The following is a 23,710-nucleotide window of genomic DNA, read 5'->3' on the forward strand; positions in this document are numbered from 1 at the left end:
CACAAGCCGGCGTTTGAAATTTCCGAAAACTGCCGCCAAAATGCGCCAGAACCACCGTAAGGGGGCCAATGTCAGAAATCGCCCATATCGCTGCTGCCATTTTCAAGCGCGCCGGCAAGGCGCCGCGCTTCATCGTTGCCATTGCCGGTCCGCCCGGCGCCGGCAAGTCGACATTGTCGGCAGGCTTGCACGACCTGCTGCCGGAAGGCACGGCGGAAGTCGTGCCGATGGATGGCTTCCATTACGATGACGTCGTGCTCGATCGACGCGGCCTTCGCGCGCGAAAAGGTGCTCCGGAAACCTTTGATTTTGCCGGCTTCGAAGCGCTGCTGAAGCGCATCCGCGCCGGCGAGCCGGATATCGCCATCCCGGTCTTCGACCGCAGCATGGAGCTGTCGCGCGCCGCCGCTGCGATTGTCGCCGCCGACACCAAATTCATCCTGGTCGAAGGCAATTATCTGCTGCTCGACGAGGAACCCTGGACGCGGCTGGCGCCGCTGTTCGACTTCTCGATCTTCGTCGATGTGCCGCGCGCCGAGCTCGAGCGCCGACTGCTGGCGCGATGGCACGAGCACGGCCGCTCCGACGAGGACGCGCGCGCCTGGATCGCCTCTAACGATATGCCGAACATCGACCGCGTGCTTGCCCGTCGGCGGCCCGCCGACCTGGTGGTCGGCGACCTGGCCTGACTTGCAAGGAACCGCCCGGCCGGAACCTTGCCAGTTTCAGGCCGTTATCCCGGACACGGCAATTGTGCCCATGAGGGAACCGTTCGATGGAAACCATGGCAAGAAAGCCTGCGCCCGCCAAGGGCAGGGCAACACGATCAAAAGCCACTCGAGTGAAAACCAGCGCCGGCCCGGCAGCAGCGGCCCGCTCCAAGGATGCGGCAAAGCCCAGCTTTGGCAAGGCGGCGCCGAAAAAGGTGATGCCTGCCGCGGCCAAAGCCGCTGCACCCAAGCCCAAAAGATCGGCAAGCAGCAGAGGATCGATCGCAGGCAGCGCAATGCGCACTGTTAAAGCAACGGCCAATGTCGCCGCCGGTGCCGTGCTTGCCACCGCCAAAGGTGCGGCGTCGCTTGCTGCTTCCGTAGTCGGCAAGGGCGGCTCAAAGCCCCGGACCAAGGCAAAATAGCCGAGCGGAATCGACGTAAGATCAGCTTCTGGCCGGAATGGTGAGGCCCCTCTGCACCGCCGGTCGGGCGAGGCCACGCTCCAGCCATGCGCCCACGCTGGGGAAATCGTCGAAACCGACGAGTTCCCGCGCCTCGTAGAAGCCGATCAGATTGCGCACCCACCCAAGCATCGAAATGTCTGCGATGGTGTAATCGTCGCCCATGATCCAGCTGCGGCCCTTGAGCCTCGTTTCGACGACGCCGATCAGCCGTCGCGACTCGTCGCGATAACGTTCCAGTGGGCGCTTGTCGGCGATTTCGCGCCCAGCGAATTTGTGGAAGAATCCGACTTGGCCGAACATCGGCCCGATCGAAGCCATCTGGAAGAACACCCACTGGATCGTCTCATAACGCAGCGTCGCGTCTGCCGGGACCAGCTTGCCGGTCTTGTCGCTGAGATAAAGCAGGATGGCGCCGGATTCGAACAAGCCGATCGGCTTGCCGCCCGGGCCGTCCGGATCGATCATCGCCGGTATCTTGCCGTTCGGGTTCAAAGACAGGAATTCCGGGGTCCAGCTCTCGTTCTTGCCGATATCGACGGCATGCGGCTCGTAAGGCAGGCCAAGTTCCTCCAGCGCGATCGATATCTTCACCCCGTTCGGCGTCGGAAACGAATAAAGCTGGATGCGGTCGGGGTGGCTCGCCGGCCAGCGCCTGGCAATCGGAAACGCGGACAGATCGGTCATCGAAACTCCTGGTAGGGACCGCGCCGAGCGGCACGGTCATGGCGGGTCGCAGAGAGTTAGGCGCGACGCCTGGCGCGATCAATATGCGCATGGAAAGTTTCGCCGGCCCCGGTGAAGGACCCGCAAGGGGTGCGGTCACACGGCCTTTACCGCCAGCACCGCATTGGTGCCGCCGAAGGCGAAGCTGTTGCTGATCGCGGTGCGCACGGTGCGTTCGCGCGCCACGTTCGGCGTGATGTCGAGATCGCAGTCGGCGTCGGCTTCCCGATAATTGGCGGTCGGCGGCACGATGCCTTCGCGGATCGCCATCACGCAGGCGATCATTTCCAGCGCGCCGGAGGCGCCGAGGCAGTGGGCGTGCATCGATTTGGTCGAGGACACCGAAAGCTTGCAGGCATGGCCGCCGAACACGCGTTTGATCGCCGCCGTCTCGATCTGATCGTTGGCCTTGGTGCCGGTGCCATGCGCGTTGAGATAGTCGACGTCCTCGGGATTGAGCCCGGCATCGACGAGGCAGAAGCGCATCGCCGCCTCAGGCCCTTCGATGGTTGGCGCGACGATATCGGAGGCGTCGGCGGAAAGGCCGACGCCGGCGATTTCGGCAAGGATGGCGGCGCCGCGCGCCATGGCATGCTCATATGTTTCCAGCACCACCATGCCGGCGCCTTCGCCGAGCACGAGCCCCTGGCGGTCGGCCGAAAACGGCCGGCAGGTGTCCGGCGACAGTACCCGCAGGGCCTCCCAGCCCTTGAGGATGCCCCAGACCAGCGGCGCATCGGTGCCGCCGGCGACCATGACGTCGGCCCGGCCGAGCCTGATCTGATCGACCGCCGAGGCAATGGCGTGGTTGGATGACGAGCAGGCAGAGGTGATGCCGAACACCGGCCCGCGCAGACCAAGATTCATGCTGACATGGCCGGCTGCAGCGCCCGGCATTACTTTCGGGACGGTGAAGATGCCGGCGCGGTTCTTGCCTTCGAGCAGGATGGCGCGATAGTTCTCTTCGATCGCCTCCCAGCCGCAGACGCCGACGCCGACGACGGTGCCCATCCGGTAGGTGTTGGCGGCGTGCGGGTTCAATCCCGCCTGCTGTGCCGCCTCCCGCGCGGCGATCGTCGCCAGAAGGCTGAAGCGGTCCATCGACACGACCTGCTTGCGGTCGATGCCGTGCTCGGGAAGCGCCTTGATTTCGCAGCCGACCTTGACCTTCAGATCATGCAGCAGCGGATTGTCGATCGCGCCGATTGCCGAACGGCCGGCGCGCATTTCATTCCAGATTGCCGGTGCATTGGTGCCGAGCCCGCATAATCCGCCGATGCCCGTGATGACGACGCGCTTGTGCATTCAGTCAGGCTTTTTTCGCGATCAGCGCGCGAACCGCCTCGACCATGTCGCCGACATTCTTCAGATTGCTCCAGGCATCGACAGTGTTCATCTCGATTTCGATGCCATACTCTTCCTCGAGATCGAAGATGATCTCCGTCAGTTCCAGCGAATGGATGCCAAGGGCGGTCAGTTCGGTACTGGTGGTGATTTCCTCGCCGCCCGGCTCGGCATGAGCCTTGATCTTGGCGATGATATCGTTTGCCAGCTGGTCAGCCATTCGGTTTCTTCCCCAACTCTGTCGTTTCCCGACGCTAACTGATCAGCGCCCCTTTTGTCCTCGATTACGTCGTCATCGTCGCCTTTTACCCCCGCCAGGCGCCGGTGACCGTACCAAGGTGGCTCCCTCTATAGAAACCGAAACGCTGTCAAGCAACAAGCTATATATCGACAAAGCCGCCGCAGTGCTTAACGTTGGCGTCGTGGATACGATCGCATATAGCTTGACTTCAGTGCCGCCGGCCCAGCGTGTTGCCGGCGTCGCGCGGCTTGGCTGCGACTGGAACGGAGGCCGCACGCGTCTTCGGCGTCTGTACCAGGACGGTTCGGCCAAGATCCGCATGCCGGCGGTCTCGGCCGATCCGCTCGAAGCCGTCCTGATCAACACCGCCGGTGGGCTGACCGGTGGCGACCGTCTCGCCTGGGAGGTCGATGTCGGTGCCGGCGCCTCCGCAACCATGACAACGCAGGCCTGCGAGAAAATCTATCGCGCCGCATCCGATCGCGCCGAAGTGCGGGTGCAGCTGACTATCGGGGAAGAAGGCCACATTGCCTGGCTGCCACAGGAAACCATCGTCTTCGACCGCTCGGCCTTTGCCCGCAGCCTTGACGTGGAGCTTGCCACCGGAGCCGAGGCGCTGATCCTGGAGGCCACCGTCTTCGGCCGCCTGGCCATGGGTGAACGGGCCACGCAAGGCCATTTCCACGACCGCTGGCGCGTCCGCCAGGACGGGGCGCTGGTCCATGCAGAGGAGTTCCGCATCGGGCCGGACATTGCGGCCGCCTTGAACCGTCCCGCAGCGGCCGGCGGTGCCGTCGCCGTGGCGACGCTGCTGATGGTGTCGCCACGGGCAGAGGCTTTGCTCGAGCCGGCCCGGGGCATAGTCGGCGGCCAGGGCGGCGTCAGTTTCTGGAGCGTGCGGAAATCTGGCAAGCTTCTTGCGAGGCTGTTCGCCGAGGACGGCTACCAGCTCCGCAAGCGGCTGGTGCCGCTTGTCGAATTGCTCAACGGACGGGCGGGCCTGCCCAAATTATGGTCACTCTGATTTCGATTGTGCCACCGCAGGAAAAAGCATGAATCTGACGCCGAGGGAGAAAGACAAGCTGCTGATCGCCATGGCGGCGATCGTGGCCCGCAAGCGGCTCGAACGCGGCGTCAAGCTCAATCATCCGGAAGCGATCGCGCTGATCACCGATTTCGTCGTCGAGGGTGCCCGCGACGGCCGCGCGGTCGCCGAGCTGATGGAGGCCGGCGCCCATGTCGTCACCCGGGCCCAGGTGATGGAAGGCATTGCAGAAATGATCCACGATGTGCAGGTCGAGGCGACGTTTCCAGACGGCACCAAGCTGGTGACCGTGCACGAGCCGATCAGATAACACCGCCAAGGAGAGGAAAATGCTTGAGCTGCGTCCCAACTGCGAGTGCTGCGACAAGGATCTGCCGCCCGATGCGACGGATGCGGTGATCTGCACCTTCGAATGCACCTTTTGCGCCGACTGCGCACAAAACGTGCTCGGCGGCGCCTGTCCGAATTGCGGCGGCAACTTCTCGGCCCGCCCGATCCGTCCGGCAGCGCTGCTGAAGAAATATCCGGCCTCCACCAGGCGCGTCCTCAAGGCAGAGGGCTGCGCTCCGGCCCGCAAGGCGGCGTGAGAGGTACTCGAAGATGGAAGCTACGCCGATGATCCCCGCTACGATGAAACGCTCAACGCTGTCGGCGGTCCTGCTGCTGGCGGCAGCAATGCCAGCCTATGCCCATGTCGGCGTCGGCACGGTTTGGTCCTTCACCGCCGGCTTCTCCCACCCGCTCTCCGGCCTCGATCACATGACGGCGATGATTGCCGTCGGGCTATGGGCCGCGCTCAAGGGCGACAAAGCGATCTGGGCATGGCCGCTGGCCTTCGTAGGCGTCATGCTGTCCGGCGGCGTGCTCGGCATGCTGCATGTGCCGATGCCTTTCGTCGAGCCGGCAATACTGGCGTCCGTCGTGGCACTCGGGCTGCTGGTTGCGCTCGCCGTCGATCTTCCTGTCTCGGCCGGCGTCGCCGTCACCGGCCTGTTCGCGCTGTTCCACGGCTATGCCCATGGCACCGAGGTGCCTGAGAATGTCGGCGGACTCGGCTATATGGCGGGCTTTGCCGTTGCCACGGCACTGCTCCACGCCGTCGGCATCGCGGCCGGTCTCGGCCTCGGCTGGCGCTTCCGCGGGCTTGCCCGCGCCGCTGGCGCCGCTTGTGCCGCGATTGGCGCCGGCCTCGCTTTCGGCGTCGTGTGAGGCCGCGATGATCCCCGGCGAAATCATCACGGCAAGCGGCGAGATCGAACTGAACAAGGGTCTGGCGACGGTCACTTTGAAGGTAGCCAACAGCGGCGACCGGCCGATCCAGGTAGGCAGCCATTATCATTTCTTCGAGACCAATGAGGGACTGAGATTCGATCGCGACAAGGCCCGCGGCATGCGCCTCGACATCGCTGCCGGCACCGCCATGCGCTTCGAGCCCGGCCAGGAGCGCGACGTTACCCTGGTGCCGTTCGGCGGCAAGCGCGAGGTCTACGGATTTCAGCAGAAGATCATGGGCGCGCTGTGAGATCGAAGGCGTCGAGCAGTTTCGGCTCAGCCGGGCGGCTTGGCCGCCGCATAGATGACGACCTTTCCCGGATCGTCGAATTCCACCGCCAGAACGTCCTCGGTTTGCACTCGCCGCGAATCGATGGCGTTGAACAGCAATGCGTTCGCCTCGATCTCCTTGCGCAGCTCGGCGATGTCGTCCCGATGTTGCCTGACCTTGTTTTCGATCGCCGGCGGCGGGCCGCCTTCGGTGCGCGCGGCATCAGTAAGAAACACGATGTCGACCTTGTCGAGCTTGGATGTCTTGCGCACGGCGGCGATGTTTTCACGCGTGCGGTCGATCGCCGAACTGACCTTGCCGGCTTCCGCATTTGTCTTGGTCTCTTCCTGGCCGACCTCCGAGCCGACGATCCGGTTGACGGTCTCGGCGCTGTCGAGGCTCTGCGCGTTCAGCGCGGCGTGCGGAATGCTGGCTGCCAGAAACGCGGTCGCGGCAATCCCATGCAGCCATCTGGTGTCGGAGAAGGTGGTGATCGCCATCGCTCGTTCTCAGGGTCCTTTTCGAGGCTCGTGTCAGGGCGACAGGACCGAAACGTAACGTCCCCCGTGAAGGTTCCCTTTGTGATGCGGCGGGCTGGCCGGGCACCGGCCCGCCGCCTCGTCTCGTCAGCTCGCTTTCTTGGTGATCAGCGTCAGCGCGCCATTGGTGCTCATGCTGGCGGCGATCACCTGCGCCGAGGTGAGCCCCTTGGCTTCGAGCGCGGATTTGACCTGCGGTGTCGCGTCGATCGAGCCGCGCAGTTTCTGCAGGTCGGCATCGCTGCGCTTGGCGATCACCTCGTTGACCTTGGCTTGAGTGTCCGCGGGCAGATCCTTGATATCGACGACGTTGATCGCCTGGATGGTGGGCGCCTGCGGCTGCGCCCCGGGCGCGGCAGGAGCAGGCGCAGCCGGCGCCGGACTGGGCTGCTGCGCAGGCTGTTGCTGGGCGCTGGCGGCGGTTGCGAGCACCAGCGTGGCGGCGGCTGCCAGAAGGGTCGTTTTGCGCATGGATGTTCCTTTCCATCGATTGGCAAATGGTCGTTTTGGGGTGGCCCGGCCACCTCAAACGCTAAATGGGATCGGAAAGTGTCGCTCAGCGGGTCATTGCGTGACCATAGGATGGCGGCAATGTGGAGCCCGGCTTCGACAAGCGGTATTTTCGGGCTGTATTTCGGGAGCAATTGCTGATGGCTAAAATCACCCGCGCCGCCTATGCGCAGATGTACGGCCCGACCGTCGGCGACAAGGTCCGGCTCGCCGACACCGAGCTGTTCATCGAGGTCGAAAGGGATCTCACTCTTCACGGCGAGGAGGTGAAGTTCGGCGGCGGCAAGGTCATCCGCGACGGCATGGGCCAGAGCCAGGTGTCGCGCGCGCAAGGCGCGGTCGACACCGTCATCACCAATGCGTTGGTCGTCGATGCCACCGCCGGTATCGTCAAGGCAGATATCGGCCTCAGGGACGGCCGTATCGCCGCGATCGGCAAGGCCGGCAATCCGGATACCCAAGGCGGCGTCACCATCATCATCGGTCCCGGCACCGAGATCATCGCCGGCGAGGGCAAGATCCTGACCGCCGGCGGCTTCGACGCGCATATCCACTTCATCTGCCCGCAGCAGATCGCGGAAGCGCTGATGTCGGGCATCACCACCATGCTCGGCGGCGGCACCGGCCCGGCGCACGGCACGCTGGCCACCACCTGCACGCCTGGGCCGTGGCATCTGGCGCGCATGATCCAGTCTTTCGACGCCTTCCCTATGAATATCGGCCTGTCGGGCAAGGGCAACGCGTCCCTGCCTGCCGCGCTCGAGGAGATGGTGCTCGCCGGCGCCTGCTCGCTGAAGCTGCACGAGGACTGGGGCACGACGCCGGCTGCAATCGACTGCTGCCTGTCGGTCGCCGACGATTACGACGTGCAGGTGATGATCCACACCGACACGCTGAACGAGTCCGGCTTCGTCGAAAACACGGTCGCGGCGATCAAGGGCCGCACCATCCATGCCTTCCACACCGAAGGCGCCGGCGGCGGCCACGCGCCTGATATCATCAAGGTCTGCGGCCTGCCTAACGTCATTCCGTCCTCGACCAACCCGACACGCCCCTACACGATCAACACGCTGGCCGAACACCTCGACATGCTGATGGTCTGTCATCATCTGTCGCCGTCGATCCCCGAAGATATCGCCTTTGCCGAAAGCCGCATCCGCAAGGAAACTATCGCCGCCGAAGACATTCTGCACGACATCGGCGCCTTCTCGATCATCTCGTCGGACAGCCAGGCCATGGGCCGTGTCGGCGAAGTGGCGATCCGCTGCTGGCAGACCGCCGACAAGATGAAGCGCCAGCGCGGTTCGCTGCCGCAGGAGACCGGCGACAACGACAATTTCCGCGTCCGCCGCTACATCGCCAAATACACCATCAATCCGGCCATCGCGCATGGCCTGTCGAAGGACATCGGCTCGGTAGCGGTGGGAAAACGCGCCGACCTCGTGCTGTGGAATCCGGCCTTTTTCGGCGTCAAGCCGGACATGGTGCTGATCGGCGGCATGATCGCCGCCGCCCCGATGGGCGATCCCAACGCCTCGATCCCGACGCCGCAGCCGATGCATTACCGGCCGATGTTCGGGGCCTACGGCAAGGCGATGACCAATTCGTCGGTGACGTTCGTCTCCAAGGCCGCGCTCGACACCGGCCTGCGCGACAGGCTCGGCATCGACAAGCAGATGGTCGCCGTCGAGAACACCCGCGGCGGCATCGGCAAGCATTCGATGGTGCTCAACGACGCCACGCCGCATGTCGAGGTCGACCCGGAAACCTATGAGGTCCGCGCCGACGGCGAACTCTTGACCTGCGAGCCAGCAACCGTGCTACCGATGGCGCAAAGGTACTTTTTGTTTTGAGGTGATGCGTGTTCTGGCGCACAAGCTCCCCGCTGGACGCCGACGACGAGGAGTGGCAGCTCGATTGCTGGGGTTGGCTGCTCAGGCATTTCGGCGGGGCAGCCGCGCTGCGCAAACGTTCGCTGATCTTGCCAACACGAGCATTTTTCACCCCCTCTGAAGAACAGGGGCACGCCGCTGCATCGCACTATTTCGGGCAGGTGGCGGCATATTTTGGCATCGATGCGCCCCGCTTCAATCTCGTGCCACAGGAAGATTCAATCGATCCGGTTTTGGGACCGCTTCAGGTCCTTCAGGACGCGCCGCGGGAGCCTGCCGGAACCTTCTCCGTGTCCCGGGGCGGTGCCATGACAATCACCTACAATCCGGCGATCGTTCCCAAGCCCATGAAGCTCATTGCGACGTTCGCGCATGAGATTTGTCATCCATTGCTGTTCTCGGTGCCTGAAGAACCGCCGGGCGGCACCGAGATGGAGGAGTTCGCAACCGATCTCGCGGTCACCTTCTTCGGCTTTGGTATCTTCAATTCCAACACTGCGGCGAGTTTCACTCAGTACCGCGACACCGCCACCGGCACGCAAGGCTGGTCCTTCGAGCGACAAGGCTATCTGTCGCCAGCGGAACGCGCCTTTGCGCTGGCGCTGTTCACCCAGGCGCGCGGTCAGGGAATACAGGACGCGCGCGAGTATCTGGATTCCGGGCCGTTGGCCTATTTTCGCAAGGCAACGAAGTATCTGGCGCAGACGCCATCCATTTCATCCGATCTGCTTGCGGCGCACCAATAGCCAAGGTCTCAACGGACTCAAGATTCGAACGGCAGGTCAGCGCAGCAGAAACCGGTTTTCACTTTTCAGATCACAATCTAGAACGCCAAATGTAGAACATGCCGCGCCAGGCCTATGGACCAGCAACTCCCCTACGCCCACGACATTTTCCCGCATATCCGCATCGTCCTGGGCATGGTGATCGGCCTTGGCGTCACACGGCTGCTGTCGGGGCTCGCCCGCATCGTCCAGCATCCCGGCCAGTACCGGCTCTATCCCGTGCACCTCGCCTGGGTTGCGTCGGTGCTTTTGATGCTGGTGCATTTCTGGTGGTGGGAGTTCGGTCTGTTCCAGATCGAGAATTGGACCTTCGGCAAATACCTGTTCATCATCTTCTACGCCGTCACGCTGTTTTTGCTTTGCGCGCTGCTGTTTCCGGATTCGATGCTGGACTACACCAGCTATGAGGATTTCTTCTATTCGCGCCGGGCCTGGTTCTTCGGCCTGCTGGCGGCGACCTATCTGCTCGACGTGATCGACACGCTGCTGAAAGGGCCGGAGCATTTCGCCCATTTCGGCGTCGAATATCTGATCCGCACCCCGGGTTTCGTTGCGCTTTGCGTCATTGCGATCCTGCTGCGCGACCGCCGTTTCCATATCGCCTTTGTCGCCGGCGCGCTCGTCTATCAGATATCGTTCATCCTGCGGCTCTTCGACACGATTGTTTGAGCCCCATTGGGGCGGCGGATGCGATAGGCTAGGCTTTTTGGGAGAGGCAGTTTTTACATGAAGCTCGATATTCGCACCGACTTCACCAAATTCCCGCGCGCCGTCTCCGTCCTGGCCGCAGGCGAAGCCGGAACCACCACGCCATACGACAGTGCGGTGCTTGCCCATGACGAGCGGCATCTGCGCCGTCGCGCCATCGAAACGGCCCGTAGCGACAAGGTGCTGGTCGACCTGCCCGAACCGGTGACCTTGAACCATAGTGACCGGCTGGTGCTGGAGGATGGCCGCCACATCGAGATCATCGCGGCCGAGGAGCCGCTCTACGATATCAGGGCCAGCGACCCTGTCCATCTGGCAGAGCTTGCCTGGCACATCGGCAACCGCCACCTCGCAGCCGCCATCGAAGCTGGGCGCATCCTCATCCTGCGCGACCATGTCATCAAGGCGATGCTGGAGGGATTGGGCGCCATTGTGAGCGACGTCTCCGAGCCGTTCAAGCCGGTGCGCGGCGCCTATTCCGGGCATGGCGGCCATGGCCACGCTCATGCCGAGGCGCATGCGCACAGCCATGCCGAAGCGCATTCCCATACCCATACCGAATCGCATTCCCACAGCCATTCGCACGACCATGACCATGACTGACCAGCCTTCCAACGTTGCCCAGCCTTCCAATATTGCTTTGTTGCGGCTGATGGCGTGGCTGTCGCCTTCCTTCCCGGTCGGCGGCTTTTCCTACAGCCATGGTCTCGAGCAAGCCGTGCATGCCGGGCTGGTTGCCGACAGCAAAGAGCTCGCCGCGTGGCTGGAAACGCTGGTCGAGATGGGTTCGGGCTGGAATGATGCGGTGCTGTTTGCCGAAAGCTGGCACAGGGCGCGCGAAACCGGCGATCTCGATGAAATCGTCGCCCTTGCCGAAGCTCTGGCAGGCTCGCGCGAGCGCCATGCCGAGACCATGCTGCAGGGTGCTGCTTTCATGAAGGCGGCCATCGCCTGGCCGTGCCAGGTGCTGGATCGCCTGCCGGCCGAATGTGCCTATTGCGTTGCCGTCGGCGCCGTTGCCGGCGATCACGGCATTGCGCTGCGGGACGCCCTGGCGGCCTTTCTGCAGGCCTTCTTCTCCAATCTCGTCCAGGCTGCGATCCGGCTTGGCATCGTTGGCCAGAGTGCCGCGATGACGCTACTGGCCGCCTTCGAACCGCTTGCCCTGGCCACGGCCGACCGCGCTGCCGGCTCGACCCTCGATGATCTCGGCGGCTGCGCTTTCATCTCCGACGTCACGGCGATGAAGCACGAGGCCCAGTATTCGCGGCTGTTCCGCTCATGATCGTCCTCGCTTTCGCCCTCTCGCTCGTCCTGCTGTTGATCACAGCACTGCATGTTTATTGGGGCATTGGCGGCATCTGGCCGGGCAGGGACGCTGCCTCCTGCGCCCGCGCGGTGGTCGGCTTCCGTGGCGTCGACGAAATGCCGGCGCCCTTCGCCAGCTTCGCCGTCGCCGCATGCCTGGGCCTGGCGACGCTGTGGCCGATGGCGCTCGAAGGCGTGTTTGCCACGCCCTTTCCCAAGGCCGGGCTCGCCGCCACAGCGCTGCTCATCGCACTGGTCTTCCTGGCGCGCGGCATTGCCGGCTTCACGCCTTGGTGGCGCCGGCTGACGCCCGAGCAGCCTTTCGTGCGGCTCGATCTGCGTTATTATTCGCCGCTGTGCCTGCTGATCGGGCTTGGCTTTGCCATTCTTGCCCTCACGGAGTTCCCCGCATGATATCACCCAACGGTCCTCTTCGCGTCGGCATCGGCGGTCCGGTCGGCTCGGGCAAGACGACGCTCACCGAAAAGCTTTGCAAGGCGCTGCGTGACGAGTTCTCGATCGCCGTCGTCACCAACGACATCTACACCAAGGAAGACGCCATGATGCTGGCCCGGCTGCAGGCGCTCCCTGAGGATCGCATCATCGGCGTCGAGACCGGCGGCTGCCCGCACACCGCCATTCGCGAGGACGCCTCGATCAATCTGCAGGCGATCGCCGAGATGACCAAAAAATTCCCGGATCTCGATGTCGTCTTCATCGAATCGGGCGGCGACAACCTCGCCGCCACTTTCTCGCCGGACCTTGCCGACCTGACGCTCTATGTCATCTCGGTTTGCCAGGGCGAGGAGATTCCGCGCAAGGGCGGACCGGCGATCACCCGGTCCGATTTCCTGGTCATCAACAAGAGCGACCTTGCGCCCTATGTGAACGTCAATCTCGACATCATGGAGAGCGATGCTGCCCGCATGCGCGGCAAGCGGCCGTTCGGCTTCACCGACCTGTCGCGCGGCAAGGGGCTGCAGGAGGTGATCGATTTCATCGTCGAGCATGGCGGGCTGAGGGTCGGCGCGGCCACCAGCACGGCGGCATAACGGCGCTCGCCTGCACCAAACGAAACCGGGTTGCGCGTGTTCCAGCCGCGCGGCATCCTTGCTTTTTTCACGGAGGTTTACGATGAGCATCACTCGCCTGCAGAAGGAAGTGCTGACCAACCTGCCGTTCTATGAGGAGCGCGTCGACCTCGCTTGCGCCTTCCGCTGGACGGCGCGGCTCAACATGCACGAGGCGGTGGCCAACCATTTCTCACTGGCCGTCAACGACAATGGTTCGCAGTTCCTGATGAACCCCAACCAGGTGCATTTCTCGCGCATCAAGGCGAGCGATCTGCTTTTGATCGACGCCAATGATCCCGACACGCTTATCGGCCCGAATGCGCCCGACCCGACGGCGTGGGGCCTGCATGGTGCCATCCATCGCAACGTGCGTCATGCGCGCTGCGTCATGCATGTCCACTCGATCCACGCCACCGTGCTTGCCTCGCTCGCCGACTCGACGCTGCCGCCGGTCGACCAGAACTCGGCGATCTTCTTCAACCGCCATGTCGTCGACGCTCATTATGGCGGGCTGGCCTTCGAGGAAGAGGGCGAGCGCTGCTCCCAGCTTCTTGTCGACCCGAAGGTCAAGGTGATGGTGATGGGCAACCATGGCGTGCTGGTCATCGGCGACAGCGTCGCCGACACCTTCAACCGCATGTTCTATTTCGAGCGCGCCGCCGAAACCTATATCAAGGCGCTGTGGACCGGCCGGCCGCTGCGGGTACTGTCGGATGAGATCGCGGAGAAAGCGGCAAGGGAACAGGAAGACTATCCCGGCCAGGCCGAGCGCCACCTTTCCGAACTGAAGGCGATCCTCGACGAGCAGGAGCCTGCCTACCGGAGTTGAGCGCGGTCCCGCCGGGCCTGGCTTAAAGCCCGAGTTCGGCCCGCAATTCGCCGGCGCTGTCGATGACAATCGCCCCCGGCGGCCCCTCCATGGGCACCTCTGGCCAGAAAATCGTCTTCATTCCAGCTGCCAGCCCCGCCGTGGCGCCGGTCACGCTGTCATCGACCGCCACTGCCTCGGCGGGATCGACGTCGGCCAACCAGGCGGCGCGCAGGAAAGGTTCGGCATGCGGCTTGCCTTCACGCACGTCGTTGCGGCTGACCGTCTTCATGCCGGGATATACGAGGCCTACGGCGCGCAGATTGGCATCAACGATCAGCCTGTCCGAGTTGGACACCACCGCTTGCGGCACGCCAAGCGCGAGCAGCTCATTGAAAATCTCGATTGCGCCGGTGCGTGGCGTCAGCGTTTCGGCCATCGGCAGATAGTGATCGTATTTGCGCACGATCCAGTCGTCGAAAGGCAGGTCGAGGCCGAACTCGTCGCGCAGCATTTCGTAGACCGGCCATGCGGCGATGCCGAGCACGCGCTCATGCAGGTCGGCCGGCGGCGCGATGCCGACGCTGTGCAGCGCCGCAATCAGCGCCGCCTCGTGCAGCGGCTCGCTGTCGACCAGCGTGCCGTCCATATCCCAGAAAACCGCTTTCGGCGTCATGCAAGGCTCCATTCTCAAAAAATTCCTTAAAGCGTTTAGCGCGCGAGATAAACCGCCGCGTCCCCGCTAATGCATGTCGCGCAAAGTGTGCAGCGGTTTTGCGATGACGACATGCATAAAAAGGAACCTAAAACGCGTCGCATGAGGCCGATCGAACGCAACGCGCTTTAGAACCGGGATTGGTGCGACCTCGACAGCCTTGCTGTTGCAACGAGACTGGGTCGACCTGTCACTTCGCTCCAAACACCCAAGTTTCATCACTAAGCAATTGCTCTTACAATAGGCAATTGCGCGCAAGTTCATTCCCTGCGAAACTACTGCGCTCCGCCTCTTATGCTCGGCGGGGTTGGGAGGCAGGAACTTGAATTCGCGGCAGGACAGCGGCGGCAACAGGCTGGACGACGCGGCGCGTGCCGGCTGGCTCTATTATGTCGCAGGCAACACCCAGGACCAGATCGCCGCCACGCTTGGCATCTCGCGGCAGACGGCGCAGCGGCTGGTGTCGCTCGCAGTCTCCGAAGGGCTGATCAAGGTGCGCGTCGACCATCCGATCGCCAATTGCCTCGACCTTGCGGCACGGCTGAAATCGCGCTTTGCGCTCGATCTGGTCGAGGTGGTGCCGAGCGACCCTTCTTCTTCCTCCACCGTCATCGGCGTCGCCGAGGCGGCGGCGGCCGAGATCGAACGGCGGCTGCGGTCGCCGGTGCCGATCGTCATGGCGATCGGCACCGGCCGCACGCTGAAGGCCGCGATCGAGCAACTGCCGCCGATGGAATGCCCGCAGCACAAAGTGGTGTCGCTGACCGGCAACATCTCGCCGGACGGCTCGGCGGCCTTCTACAACGTCATCTTCACCATGGCCGACAGGGTCAAGGCGCGTTCGTTTCCGATGCCTTTGCCGGTCATCGCTTCCTCGCCCGAGGAGCGCGAGATGCTGCTCAGCCAGCCGATGATCCAGCCGACGCTGGCGCTTGCGGCCGAGGCCGACGTCACCTTTGTCGGCATCGGCGATCTCGGCCCGAAGGCGCCGCTTTACGAGGACGGCTTCATTTCGGAGGGTGAATTAAAGGCGCTGCAGAAGGCCGGCGGCGTTGCCGAGATCGTCGGCTGGGTATTCGATCGTGACGGGCGCATGATCGAGGGCATCACCAATGATCGGGTGTCGTCGGCACCGCTGCCGTCGCGCGAAAAGTCGCTGGTGATCGCGCTTGCCATGGGCGACCGCAAGCTGCCGGGCATCTTCGCCGCCGTCAACCGGCGGCTGGTCAACGGCCTCATCACCGATGAGCGGACCGCCGCCGCCTTGCTGGCGGGCGCATGATCTCCGAACCGCTGGCGGTCGGAAACGATCATGTGAAATCGAAACGCATCTGAATCCCCGATAAAACGAGCGTCACTACTGGTGCCGGCCGCAAGGATCGTTGCCGTCGAGAAAGCCCATGTCGCGCTGCAGATGCGGCGGCAGCTCCCGGACGTCGAGATAGGCCCGTTTCCGCGCCGCGTGCCTTGCCAATCCCCGAGCCAACCGTGAAAACCAGCCATGGGCTGGAGCAAGAAGCAGCTTTTCCTGTATTGTGGTCATGATCGTCAGCCTTCGCTATCTCTAGGCGTAATTGATCTTCAATACGGAATATCGGTAGGACCGGCCGGTGCCGCCAATCAAACGTCGATCACTGCCCATAAGGAGGGCTTATGCCGGAGCTCAATTCACGGCAGCTGGTTTCGCAGCTTCCTCCGCTTCAGGCGATCCGGGTGTTCGAGGCGGTGGCGCGGCATCTCTCGTTCACCAAGGCCGCCCAGGAGCTTGGCATGACGCAGGCGGCGGCAAGCTATCAGATCAAGCTTCTGGAGGAGCGCATCGGCGCGCCCCTGTTCTTGCGCCAGCCAAAACAGATCGTGCTGACCGAACCCGGCCAGCGCCTGGCGCCCGCGGTCAGCGAGGCGTTCGCGCTGTTGAGCGGCGCCTATGCCGCCGCGCGCACCGGCGCCGACGGCGTGCTTTGCGTTTCGACGCTGCTGACATTTGCCTCCAACTGGCTGGCGCAGCATCTCGGTTCGTTCCAGGTCGCGCATCCGTCGCTGGCGGTGCGCGTCGATACTTCGAACAGGGTTGTCGACTTTGCCAGAGAGGATATCGACATCGCCATCCGCTCCGGCGGCGGCAACTGGCCGGGCGTCGAGACCCATATGCTTTTCAGGGCCGATTTCACGCCGGTCCTTAGTCCAAAGCTCGCGGCAAGCATCGGCGGCGTCAAGGAGCCGGCCGACCTGCTGCGGCTGCCGATCCTCGACCCGGGTGACATCTGGTGGCGGGACTGGTTTGCCGCCGCCGGCCTGCCGGTCGAGGAGCTGGCCAAGCGTCCCGGCACCAGCATGGGCGCGCAGGCCTACGAGGCCAATGCCGCGATTGCCGGCCACGGCGTGGCGATCGTTACCAAGGCGCTGTTCAAGACCGAACTTGCCGACGGCCGCCTGATCCAGCCCTTTGATCTGGTCGGTGACGACGGCCACGCCTATTGGCTGGTCTATCCGACGGCACGACGCAACGTGCCGAAGATCCGCGCCTTCCGCGATTGGATCCTGAGCGAGATCGCTTGCCAATAGGCTGAATCCCAGCAAGACCGACAGCAAAGCGCCGGGCCCAATCAGCCCGGCCGAATCCTTCGTCAGACATGCCGCAAACGTTCCAGGCTTGCCGCTGCACAAGATCCGGCGTGCTGCGCTGCAGCAACGAATCCGTCTTGACATAATTCATCGCAAGTGAGTAATTGCTCACAGCCAAGGCAAATGCTCATCTTGGTTTATGGGAGGAATTTTGATGAAACTTCGCACGTTCACCCTAGGCCTGTTCTCGGCCAGCGCCCTCGCTTTCGCCGCGCATGCCGAATCCATCACCATCGCCACGGTCAACAATGGCGACATGGTCCGCATGCAGAAGCTGACCGACGACTTCACCGCCAAAAATCCCGACATTCAGCTGCAGTGGGTCACGCTTGAGGAAAACGTCCTGCGCGAGCGCGTCACCACCGACATCGCCACCAAGGGTGGCCAGTACGACGTGATGACCATCGGCACCTATGAAGTGCCGATCTGGGCCAAGCAGAACTGGCTTTTGCCGCTCGACAAGCTCGGCGACGATTACGACGTCAAGGATATCATCCCGGCCATAGCCGGCGGCCTGTCGGTCGACGGCAAGCTCTACGCCGCCCCGTTCTACGGCGAAAGCTCCTTCGTCATGTACCGCAAGGACCTGATGGAAAAGGCCGGGCTCAAGATGCCCGATGCACCGACCTGGGACTTCATCAAGCAGGCCGCCGACAAGATGACCGACCGCGCCAACGGCGTGAACGGCGTCTGCCTGCGCGGCAAGGCCGGCTGGGGCGAGAACATGGCCTTCCTGACCGCCATGTCGAACTCGTTCGGCGCGCGCTGGTTCGACGAGAACTGGAAGCCGCAATTCGACCAGCCCGAATGGAAGAACACGCTGCAGTTCTATGTCGACCTGATGAAGGCCGACGGCCCCGAGGGCGCGTCGTCCAACGGCTTCAACGAAAACCTGGCGCTGTTCCAGCAGGGCAAATGCGGCATGTGGATCGACGCTACCGTCGCTGCCTCCTTCGTTTCCGACCCGAAGAACTCCACCGTCGCCGACAAGGTCGGCTATGCGCTGGCGCCGGACAACGGCCTCGGCAAGCGCGGCAATTGGCTGTGGGCATGGTCGCTAGCCATCCCCGCCGGCACGCAGAAGGCCGACGCCGCTCAAAAGTTCGTATCCTGGGCAACCAGCAAGCACTATGCCGAGCTCGTCGCCTCGAAGGAAGGCTGGGCCAACGTTCCGCCGGGAACGCGCTCGTCGCTCTATGCCAATCCCGAATACCAGAAGGCAGCACCTTTCGCCAAGATGACGCTGGACTCGATCAACTCCGCCGATCCGACGCACCCGACCGTCAAGCCGGTGCCTTATGTCGGCGTCCAGTTCGTCGCCATTCCTGAGTTCCAGGGTCTCGGCACCACCGTCGGCCAGCTCTTCTCGGCGGCACTTGCCGGCCAGTCGAGCGTCGACGATGCCTTGAAGCAGGCGCAGGACGCCGCCACCGCGACGATGACCGAGGGCGGTTACATCAAGTAAGCTCCTCCCGGTGCCGGTTGCCAATGGCGACCGGCAACGGCCGCCCGAATCCCAGTTCGGGCGGCCAGCTTTCACACCGCTGAAAAACTTGGCCGACCTCGAAGGGTGACCGTCATGGCTACTCAGCAGACCCGTTCGCTTGCCCGTTTCATGATGGCGCCATCCGTGGTGCTGCTGCTGGTCTGGATGATTGTGCCGCTGGCATTCACGCTGTGGTTTTCCTTCCAGCAATACAACCCGCTCAATCCGATGCGCGACGGCTTCGTCGGGTTTTCGAACTACGCGCTGTTCTATTCCAACCCGGCATTCCTGCAGTCGATCCTCAACACGCTCACCATCGTCGTCAGCGTGCTTTTGATCACGGTGATTGGCGGTATTCTGCTCGCCCTTCTGCTCGATCAGCCGATGTGGGGACAGGGCATCGTCCGCATCCTTGTCATCTCGCCGTTCTTCGTCATGCCACCGGTGGCGGCACTGGTCTGGAAGAACATGATCATGCATCCGCAGTACGGGGTTTTCGCCGATATTGCGCGCTTCTTCGGCGGGCAGCCGATTGATTGGTTCGGGCAGCACCCGCTCCTGGCGATCATCATCATCGTTGCCTGGCAATGGCTGCCGTTTGCTACGCTGATCCTGTTGACCGCGCTTCAGTCGCTCGACGTCGAGCAGAAGGAAGCCGCCGAAATGGACGGCGCCGGCTTCATCAGCCGCTTCATCTATTTGACGCTGCCTCACATGTCGCGCGCCATAACCGTCGTCATCCTGATCCAGACGATCTTCCTGCTGTCGGTCTATGCCGAGATCCTCGTCACCACCAACGGCGGCCCGGGTTACGCCTCCACCAACCTGCCCTTCCTCGTCTATCAGAAGGCATTGCTGGAGTTCAAAATCGGCCAGGCGTCCGCCGGCGGTATCATTGCCGTCATTCTCGCCAACATCGTTGCCTTCTTCGCCATGCGCGCTGTCGGCAAGAACCTGGATAAATAAGGGAGGATAAGATGGCACGTGCAGTCACCACCCAGCACAAGACGATTGCTACCGCGGCCGCCTGGATCGTCGCGCTGCTGATCTTCTTCCCGATCCTCTATACGATCATCACCTCGTTCAAGTCGGAGCAGGAGGCTATCCAGGGCTTCAACCTGTTCCCGTCGGGAACCACGGAGAGCTATTCCGAGGTCCAGGCGCAGAACGGCTATTTCAAATTCTTCCTGAACTCGGTGTTCCTGTCGGTCGGCTCGACCATCCTGGCTCTGCTCGTCGCCATACCGGCGGCATGGTCGATGGCGTTTTCGCCGGGCAAACGCACCAAGGACATCCTGATGTGGATGCTTTCCACCAAGATGATGCCGGCCGTCGCCGTGCTGTTTCCGATCTATCTGATCTTCCGCGATACCGGTCTGCTCGACAGCCGCATCGGCCTGATGGTCATGCTGATGCTGATCAACCTGCCGATCGTGGTCTGGATGCTTTACACCTATTTTCGCGAGATCCCGGGCGAGATCCTGGAAGCGGCGCGCATGGACGGCGCATCGCTCTGGAACGAGATCATATACGTGCTGACGCCGATGGCGGTCCCCGGCATCGCCTCGACCATGCTGCTCAACATCATTCTCGCCTGGAACGAGGCGTTCTGGACGATCCGGCTGACCACCACCGAGGCCGCGCCGCTCACCGCTTTCATCAGCTCCTTCTCCAGCCCGCAGGGGCTGTTCTGGGCCAAGCTTTCGGCCGCCTCGACGCTGGCGATCGCGCCGATCCTGATCATGGGCTGGTTCAGCCAGAAGCAGTTGGTTCGAGGCCTGACATTCGGTGCGGTAAAGTAGCGGGCATTGCCTGACGCAAAACGAAAGGATAGCCCTTCGGGGGAGGAAACCATGGGAAACATCACGCTCAAGAACGTCTCCAAATCCTTCGGGGCGACGTCCATCATCCCCGGCCTCGATCTGGTCATCGAGGACGGAGAGTTCGTCGTCTTCGTCGGCCCGTCGGGCTGCGGCAAATCCACCCTGTTGCGTCTGATCGCCGGTCTCGAGGATACCAGCGGCGGCACCATCATCATCGATGGTCGCGACGTCACCGGCGAGGCGCCGGCCAAGCGCAAGCTGGCTATGGTGTTCCAGTCCTATGCGCTCTACCCGCACATGACGGTGGCCAAGAACATCGCCTTCCCGCTGAAGATGGCGGGCGAGGACCAGGCGACCATCGACAAGAAGGTGAAGGACGCCGCGCGGATCCTGAACCTCACCAACTACCTCGACCGCCGCCCCGGCCAGCTCTCCGGCGGCCAGCGGCAGCGCGTCGCCATCGGCCGCGCCATCGTGCGCCAGCCGTCGGCCTTCCTGTTCGACGAGCCTTTGTCCAATCTCGACGCGGCGCTGCGCGGCACCATGCGGCTGGAGATCAGCGAGCTGCATCACCAGCTCAAGACAACCATGGTCTACGTCACCCACGACCAGATCGAGGCGATGACCATGGCCGACAAGATCGTCGTGCTCAATGCCGGCAATATCGAGCAGGTCGGCTCGCCGATGGAGCTCTATAAGACGCCGAAGAACCTGTTCGTCGCCGGGTTCATAGGTTCGCCGAAGATGAACCTGATCGAAGGCGCGCCGGCCGCCAAATATGGCGCCAAGACAGTCGGCATCCGCCCGGAGCATATGAACATTTCGAAGACGTCAGGCGACTGGAAGGCGACGGTCGGGGTTGCCGAGCATCTCGGCTCCGACACGTTTTTGCACGTCCAGGCGGATGGTGTCGGGCAGCTGACGGTGCGTGCCGACGGCGAGTTGGCCGCCCATCACGGCGACACAATCTACCTGACGCCGGAAAAGGCCAAGCTGCATCGTTTCGGCGCCGACGGGAAGGCGATGCTGCAATGAGGCTCCGGGGTAAATCGGCGCTGATTACCGGATCGGCGCGCGGCATCGGCAGGGCGTTTGCCGAAGCCTACATGCGCGAAGGGGCGACGGTCGCGATTGGCGACATCAATCTCGAAGCCGCCGAGAAGACGGCTTCGGAAATCGGCCGCAATGCCTACGCGGTAAAGCTCGACGTCACCGATCTCGTGTCTATCGATGAGGCCGTCAAGGCAGTCGAAGCCAGGGCCGGCGGCCTCGATATCTTGATCAACAACGCTGCTTTGTTCGACTTGGCGCCGATCGTCGAGATCACCAAGACAAGCTACGACAAATTGTTTTCGGTCAACGTCGCCGGCACGCTGTTTACGTTGCAGGCCGCCGCCCGTTCTATGATTGCCCGCGGCAAGGGCGGCAAGATCATCAATATGGCAAGCCAGGCCGGGCGCCGCGGCGAGGCGGTGGTTGCCGTCTACTGCGCCACCAAGGCCGCGGTCATCTCGCTCACCCAGTCGGCAGGGCTCGACCTGATCAAACACCGCATCAATGTCAACGCGATAGCACCGGGGGTCGTCGACGGCGAGCATTGGGACCATGTCGATGCCTTGTTCGCCAAGTTCGAGAACCGGCCGAGGGGCGAGAAGAAGAGGCTGGTCGGCGAAGCCGTGCCTTATGGCCGCATGGGCACGGCGCAAGACCTCACCGGCATGGCGGTGTTCCTGGCCAGCGATGAGGCCGAGTACATCGTCGCCCAGACCTATAATGTCGATGGCGGCCAGTGGATGAGTTGAGGGGGCGAAGGCGCTCTTCCCCCCGTCTCCTCCACGGGGGGAAGAGCCGTCCCGCTAAAGGGTAAAAGCAGATGACCGTGAAACTCTCTTCTTCCATCCTCGCCAAGCTGCCGCCCAAGGTCGCCGGCCCGAAATACGATCGCGCCGCGCTCAAGGCCGGCATCGTGCATTTCGGCGTCGGCAATTTCCATCGCTCGCACCAGGCCGTCTATCTCGACGACCTGTTCAATTCGGGTGTCGGCCACGACTGGGCCATTGTTGGCGCCGGCGTCTTCGAGGGCGAGAAGGTCGGCCGCGGCAAGTTGCAGGAGCAGGACTGGCTGACCACCGTGGTCGAGCAGGACAGCGGCCATATGAGCGCGCGCGTCACCGGCGTCATGATCGACTTCCTGGTGCCGGGCGATGCGGCCGCAATCGTCGAGCGGCTTGCCGATCCGGCGATCAAGATCGTCTCCCTGACCATTACCGAGGGCGGCTATTTCATCGATCCGGCATCCGGCGTCTTCAATCCGACACATCCCGACATCGTTGCCGACGCTGAGCCGGGGGCGACGCCGAAGACCGTCTTCGGCCTGGTCCTCGCCGGGCTGCTGCGCCGCCGCGCCGACGGTATCGTGCCCTTCACAATCATGTCCTGCGACAACATCCCCCATAACGGCCACGTCACCTCAGATGGCGTCATCGGCCTTGCGCGGCTGATCGACGAAGGTTTGGCAAACTGGGTGAGCGAGAACGTTGCCTTTCCCAATGGCATGGTCGACCGCATCACGCCGGCCACCACCGACCGCGAGCGCGGCATTCTCTCCAGCGAGTTCGGCCTCGACGACAATTGGCCGGTGTTTTGCGAACCGTTCAAGCAATGGGTGCTGGAGGACCGTTTCACCGACGGCCGCCCGCCGCTGGAAAAAGTCGGCGTGCAGTTCGTCAGCGACGTCGCGCCCTATGAGCTGATGAAGATCCGCATCCTCAATGGCGGCCATGCGACCATCGCGTATCCGGCCGGGCTGATGGACATCCATTTCGTCCATGAGGCGATGCAGGAGCCGCTGGTACGCGGCTTCCTCGACAAGCTCGAGCATGACGAAATCATCCCGACCGTGCCGCCGGTTCCGGACACCGACCTCGAAGATTACTACCAGCTCATCGAGCACCGCTTCTCCAATCCAAAGATCGGCGACACCATACGCCGGCTTTGCCTCGACGGCTCCAACCGCCAGCCGAAATTCATCATCCCGACCATCACCGACCGGCTGAAGGCTGGCAAAAGTGTCACCGGCCTTGCGCTGGAATCGGCGCTCTGGTGTCGCTACTGCTTCGGCACGACGGATTCCGGTGCCGTCACCGAGCCCAACGACCCGAACTGGGGCCGGTTGCAGGCGACGGCCAAGGCGGCCAGGGACATGCCTGCCGCCTGGCTTGCCATGGAGGACATCTATGGCGATGTCGGCCGCTCGCCGCCGTTCGCTGAAGCCTTCGGCCAAGCGCTGAGACTGCTGTGGGCGGACGGCGCGCGCGCGACACTGACGCGCTATCTCGCCGGCGACCTCTGAAGCCGATCCAGCG

General features: G+C 63.2%; 31 protein-coding genes. 24 read left to right on the plus strand and 7 right to left on the minus strand.

All coding sequences use genetic code 11. The features are described 5' to 3' along the window. Positions 1-68 precede the first annotated feature (68 nt). The 3 genes from NKI08_RS11850 (at position 69) to NKI08_RS11860 (ending at position 1,135) form a co-directional block, all read left to right on the plus strand. Complete coding sequence (locus tag NKI08_RS11850; RefSeq protein ID WP_352539906.1) at positions 69-689, plus strand: nucleoside triphosphate hydrolase; 621 nt, start codon at positions 69-71, stop codon at positions 687-689. Between the two features lie 70 nt (positions 690-759). Beyond that, on the plus strand, positions 760-1,020 hold the full coding sequence (locus tag NKI08_RS11855) for a hypothetical protein (RefSeq protein WP_352539907.1): 261 nt from the start codon (positions 760-762) through the stop codon (positions 1,018-1,020). Next, complete coding sequence (locus NKI08_RS11860) at positions 1,007-1,135, plus strand: hypothetical protein (protein ID WP_302893450.1); 129 nt, start codon at positions 1,007-1,009, stop codon at positions 1,133-1,135. The genes NKI08_RS11855 and NKI08_RS11860 overlap by 14 nt, the downstream gene beginning before the upstream one ends. Positions 1,136-1,156: 21 nt before the next feature. Here the strand turns inward: NKI08_RS11860 and NKI08_RS11865 are convergent, their stop codons facing one another. The 3 genes from NKI08_RS11865 to NKI08_RS11875 form a co-directional block, all read right to left on the minus strand. Then, the gene (locus NKI08_RS11865) at positions 1,157-1,861 is read right to left on the minus strand and encodes a glutathione S-transferase family protein (protein ID WP_352769391.1); all 705 of its coding nucleotides are present in this window, start codon (positions 1,859-1,861) and stop codon (positions 1,157-1,159) included. A 135-nt stretch (positions 1,862-1,996) separates the two neighbouring features. After that, positions 1,997-3,205: a beta-ketoacyl-[acyl-carrier-protein] synthase family protein gene (locus NKI08_RS11870; RefSeq protein WP_352769394.1), complete on the minus strand. Its 1,209-nt coding sequence runs from the start codon at positions 3,203-3,205 to the stop codon at positions 1,997-1,999. Positions 3,206-3,209: 4 nt separating this feature from the next. Continuing rightward, entirely contained in the window at positions 3,210-3,464 is a 255-nt protein-coding gene (locus NKI08_RS11875; protein ID WP_023677013.1) for an acyl carrier protein, read from the minus strand. Positions 3,465-3,687: 223 nt separating this feature from the next. Between NKI08_RS11875 and NKI08_RS11880 the strand changes: the two genes are divergently transcribed. Genes NKI08_RS11880 through NKI08_RS11900 form a run of 5 tightly spaced genes read left to right on the plus strand, consistent with a single transcriptional unit; the run spans position 3,688 to position 6,052 of the window. Next, positions 3,688-4,509 (plus strand): urease accessory protein UreD, encoded by an 822-nt coding sequence (locus NKI08_RS11880; RefSeq protein ID WP_502899590.1) that lies wholly within the window; start codon positions 3,688-3,690, stop codon positions 4,507-4,509. 28 nt (positions 4,510-4,537) lie between these two features. Next, a complete protein-coding gene (locus tag NKI08_RS11885) occupies positions 4,538-4,840 on the plus strand; it encodes an urease subunit gamma (RefSeq protein ID WP_023677011.1) in 303 nt (100 codons plus the stop codon). Positions 4,841-4,859: 19 nt separating this feature from the next. Next, positions 4,860-5,117, plus strand: a complete 258-nt coding sequence (locus NKI08_RS11890; RefSeq protein WP_352539910.1) for a DUF1272 domain-containing protein — start codon at positions 4,860-4,862, stop codon at positions 5,115-5,117. A 28-nt stretch (positions 5,118-5,145) separates the two neighbouring features. Continuing rightward, the gene (locus tag NKI08_RS11895; protein WP_352769663.1) at positions 5,146-5,739 is read left to right on the plus strand and encodes a HupE/UreJ family protein; all 594 of its coding nucleotides are present in this window, start codon (positions 5,146-5,148) and stop codon (positions 5,737-5,739) included. Positions 5,740-5,746: 7 nt separating this feature from the next. Next, entirely contained in the window at positions 5,747-6,052 is a 306-nt protein-coding gene (locus NKI08_RS11900; protein WP_023677008.1) for an urease subunit beta, read from the plus strand. A 26-nt stretch (positions 6,053-6,078) separates the two neighbouring features. On the opposite strand, the gene NKI08_RS11905 is transcribed toward NKI08_RS11900, so the two are convergent. Continuing rightward, on the minus strand, positions 6,079-6,573 hold the full coding sequence (locus NKI08_RS11905; RefSeq protein ID WP_352474746.1) for a hypothetical protein: 495 nt from the start codon (positions 6,571-6,573) through the stop codon (positions 6,079-6,081). Positions 6,574-6,699: 126 nt separating this feature from the next. After that, on the minus strand, positions 6,700-7,083 hold the full coding sequence (locus NKI08_RS11910) for a hypothetical protein (protein ID WP_023677006.1): 384 nt from the start codon (positions 7,081-7,083) through the stop codon (positions 6,700-6,702). A gap of 179 nt (positions 7,084-7,262) precedes the next feature. Between NKI08_RS11910 and ureC the strand changes: the two genes are divergently transcribed. The 8 genes from ureC (at position 7,263) to NKI08_RS11950 (ending at position 13,717) form a co-directional block, all read left to right on the plus strand. Beyond that, the gene (gene ureC / locus NKI08_RS11915; protein WP_502899591.1) at positions 7,263-8,975 is read left to right on the plus strand and encodes an urease subunit alpha; all 1,713 of its coding nucleotides are present in this window, start codon (positions 7,263-7,265) and stop codon (positions 8,973-8,975) included. Between the two features lie 8 nt (positions 8,976-8,983). Next, positions 8,984-9,760 carry a hypothetical protein gene (locus NKI08_RS11920; protein ID WP_352769399.1) on the plus strand — a complete coding sequence of 259 codons (777 nt, stop codon included), beginning with the start codon at positions 8,984-8,986 and terminating at the stop codon, positions 9,758-9,760. A gap of 114 nt (positions 9,761-9,874) precedes the next feature. Beyond that, positions 9,875-10,468 (plus strand): hypothetical protein, encoded by a 594-nt coding sequence (locus tag NKI08_RS11925; protein WP_352769402.1) that lies wholly within the window; start codon positions 9,875-9,877, stop codon positions 10,466-10,468. A 57-nt stretch (positions 10,469-10,525) separates the two neighbouring features. Beyond that, positions 10,526-11,110 (plus strand): urease accessory protein UreE, encoded by a 585-nt coding sequence (locus NKI08_RS11930; RefSeq protein WP_352769404.1) that lies wholly within the window; start codon positions 10,526-10,528, stop codon positions 11,108-11,110. Beyond that, the gene (locus NKI08_RS11935) at positions 11,097-11,792 is read left to right on the plus strand and encodes an urease accessory protein UreF (protein WP_502899592.1); all 696 of its coding nucleotides are present in this window, start codon (positions 11,097-11,099) and stop codon (positions 11,790-11,792) included. The genes NKI08_RS11930 and NKI08_RS11935 overlap by 14 nt, the downstream gene beginning before the upstream one ends. Then, positions 11,789-12,229: a DUF3995 domain-containing protein gene (locus NKI08_RS11940; protein ID WP_352474738.1), complete on the plus strand. Its 441-nt coding sequence runs from the start codon at positions 11,789-11,791 to the stop codon at positions 12,227-12,229. Before NKI08_RS11935 ends, NKI08_RS11940 begins: the two co-directional genes overlap by 4 nt. Further along, on the plus strand, positions 12,226-12,867 hold the full coding sequence (gene ureG, locus NKI08_RS11945; RefSeq protein ID WP_352769410.1) for an urease accessory protein UreG: 642 nt from the start codon (positions 12,226-12,228) through the stop codon (positions 12,865-12,867). Before NKI08_RS11940 ends, ureG begins: the two co-directional genes overlap by 4 nt. 82 nt (positions 12,868-12,949) lie before the next feature. Next, the gene (locus tag NKI08_RS11950; protein WP_352769413.1) at positions 12,950-13,717 is read left to right on the plus strand and encodes a class II aldolase and adducin N-terminal domain-containing protein; all 768 of its coding nucleotides are present in this window, start codon (positions 12,950-12,952) and stop codon (positions 13,715-13,717) included. Positions 13,718-13,739: 22 nt separating this feature from the next. Here the strand turns inward: NKI08_RS11950 and NKI08_RS11955 are convergent, their stop codons facing one another. Further along, positions 13,740-14,372, minus strand: a complete 633-nt coding sequence (locus NKI08_RS11955) for an HAD family hydrolase (protein ID WP_352769416.1) — start codon at positions 14,370-14,372, stop codon at positions 13,740-13,742. 361 nt (positions 14,373-14,733) lie between these two features. On the opposite strand from NKI08_RS11955, the gene NKI08_RS11960 reads away from it, so the two are divergent. Then, positions 14,734-15,693, plus strand: coding sequence for a sugar-binding transcriptional regulator (locus NKI08_RS11960; RefSeq protein ID WP_023676997.1), 960 nt, complete (start codon positions 14,734-14,736; stop codon positions 15,691-15,693). A 75-nt stretch (positions 15,694-15,768) separates the two neighbouring features. Here the strand turns inward: NKI08_RS11960 and NKI08_RS11965 are convergent, their stop codons facing one another. After that, entirely contained in the window at positions 15,769-15,954 is a 186-nt protein-coding gene (locus NKI08_RS11965) for a hypothetical protein (RefSeq protein ID WP_254815832.1), read from the minus strand. Positions 15,955-16,064: 110 nt separating this feature from the next. Between NKI08_RS11965 and gcvA the strand changes: the two genes are divergently transcribed. The 7 genes from gcvA to NKI08_RS12000 all read left to right on the plus strand — a co-directional run bounded on the left by gcvA (position 16,065) and on the right by NKI08_RS12000 (position 23,697). Further along, positions 16,065-16,976 (plus strand): transcriptional regulator GcvA, encoded by a 912-nt coding sequence (gene gcvA, locus NKI08_RS11970; protein WP_292662413.1) that lies wholly within the window; start codon positions 16,065-16,067, stop codon positions 16,974-16,976. A gap of 214 nt (positions 16,977-17,190) precedes the next feature. Next, positions 17,191-18,501 carry an ABC transporter substrate-binding protein gene (locus tag NKI08_RS11975; RefSeq protein ID WP_023676994.1) on the plus strand — a complete coding sequence of 437 codons (1,311 nt, stop codon included), beginning with the start codon at positions 17,191-17,193 and terminating at the stop codon, positions 18,499-18,501. Between the two features lie 114 nt (positions 18,502-18,615). Further along, positions 18,616-19,488, plus strand: coding sequence for a carbohydrate ABC transporter permease (locus tag NKI08_RS11980; RefSeq protein WP_023676993.1), 873 nt, complete (start codon positions 18,616-18,618; stop codon positions 19,486-19,488). A gap of 11 nt (positions 19,489-19,499) precedes the next feature. Continuing rightward, positions 19,500-20,324, plus strand: a complete 825-nt coding sequence (locus tag NKI08_RS11985; RefSeq protein WP_023676992.1) for a carbohydrate ABC transporter permease — start codon at positions 19,500-19,502, stop codon at positions 20,322-20,324. 51 nt (positions 20,325-20,375) lie between these two features. Continuing rightward, positions 20,376-21,380, plus strand: coding sequence for an ABC transporter ATP-binding protein (locus NKI08_RS11990; protein ID WP_023676991.1), 1,005 nt, complete (start codon positions 20,376-20,378; stop codon positions 21,378-21,380). Further along, positions 21,377-22,147 (plus strand): L-iditol 2-dehydrogenase, encoded by a 771-nt coding sequence (locus NKI08_RS11995; protein WP_352769419.1) that lies wholly within the window; start codon positions 21,377-21,379, stop codon positions 22,145-22,147. The genes NKI08_RS11990 and NKI08_RS11995 overlap by 4 nt, the downstream gene beginning before the upstream one ends. Before the next feature lie 71 nt (positions 22,148-22,218). Further along, entirely contained in the window at positions 22,219-23,697 is a 1,479-nt protein-coding gene (locus tag NKI08_RS12000; protein ID WP_352769422.1) for a mannitol dehydrogenase family protein, read from the plus strand. Positions 23,698-23,710: the final 13 nt, after the last annotated feature.

Source organism: Mesorhizobium sp. M0768 (genome assembly GCF_040320195.1).
In the GTDB taxonomy this organism is placed as follows: domain Bacteria; phylum Pseudomonadota; class Alphaproteobacteria; order Rhizobiales; family Rhizobiaceae; genus Mesorhizobium.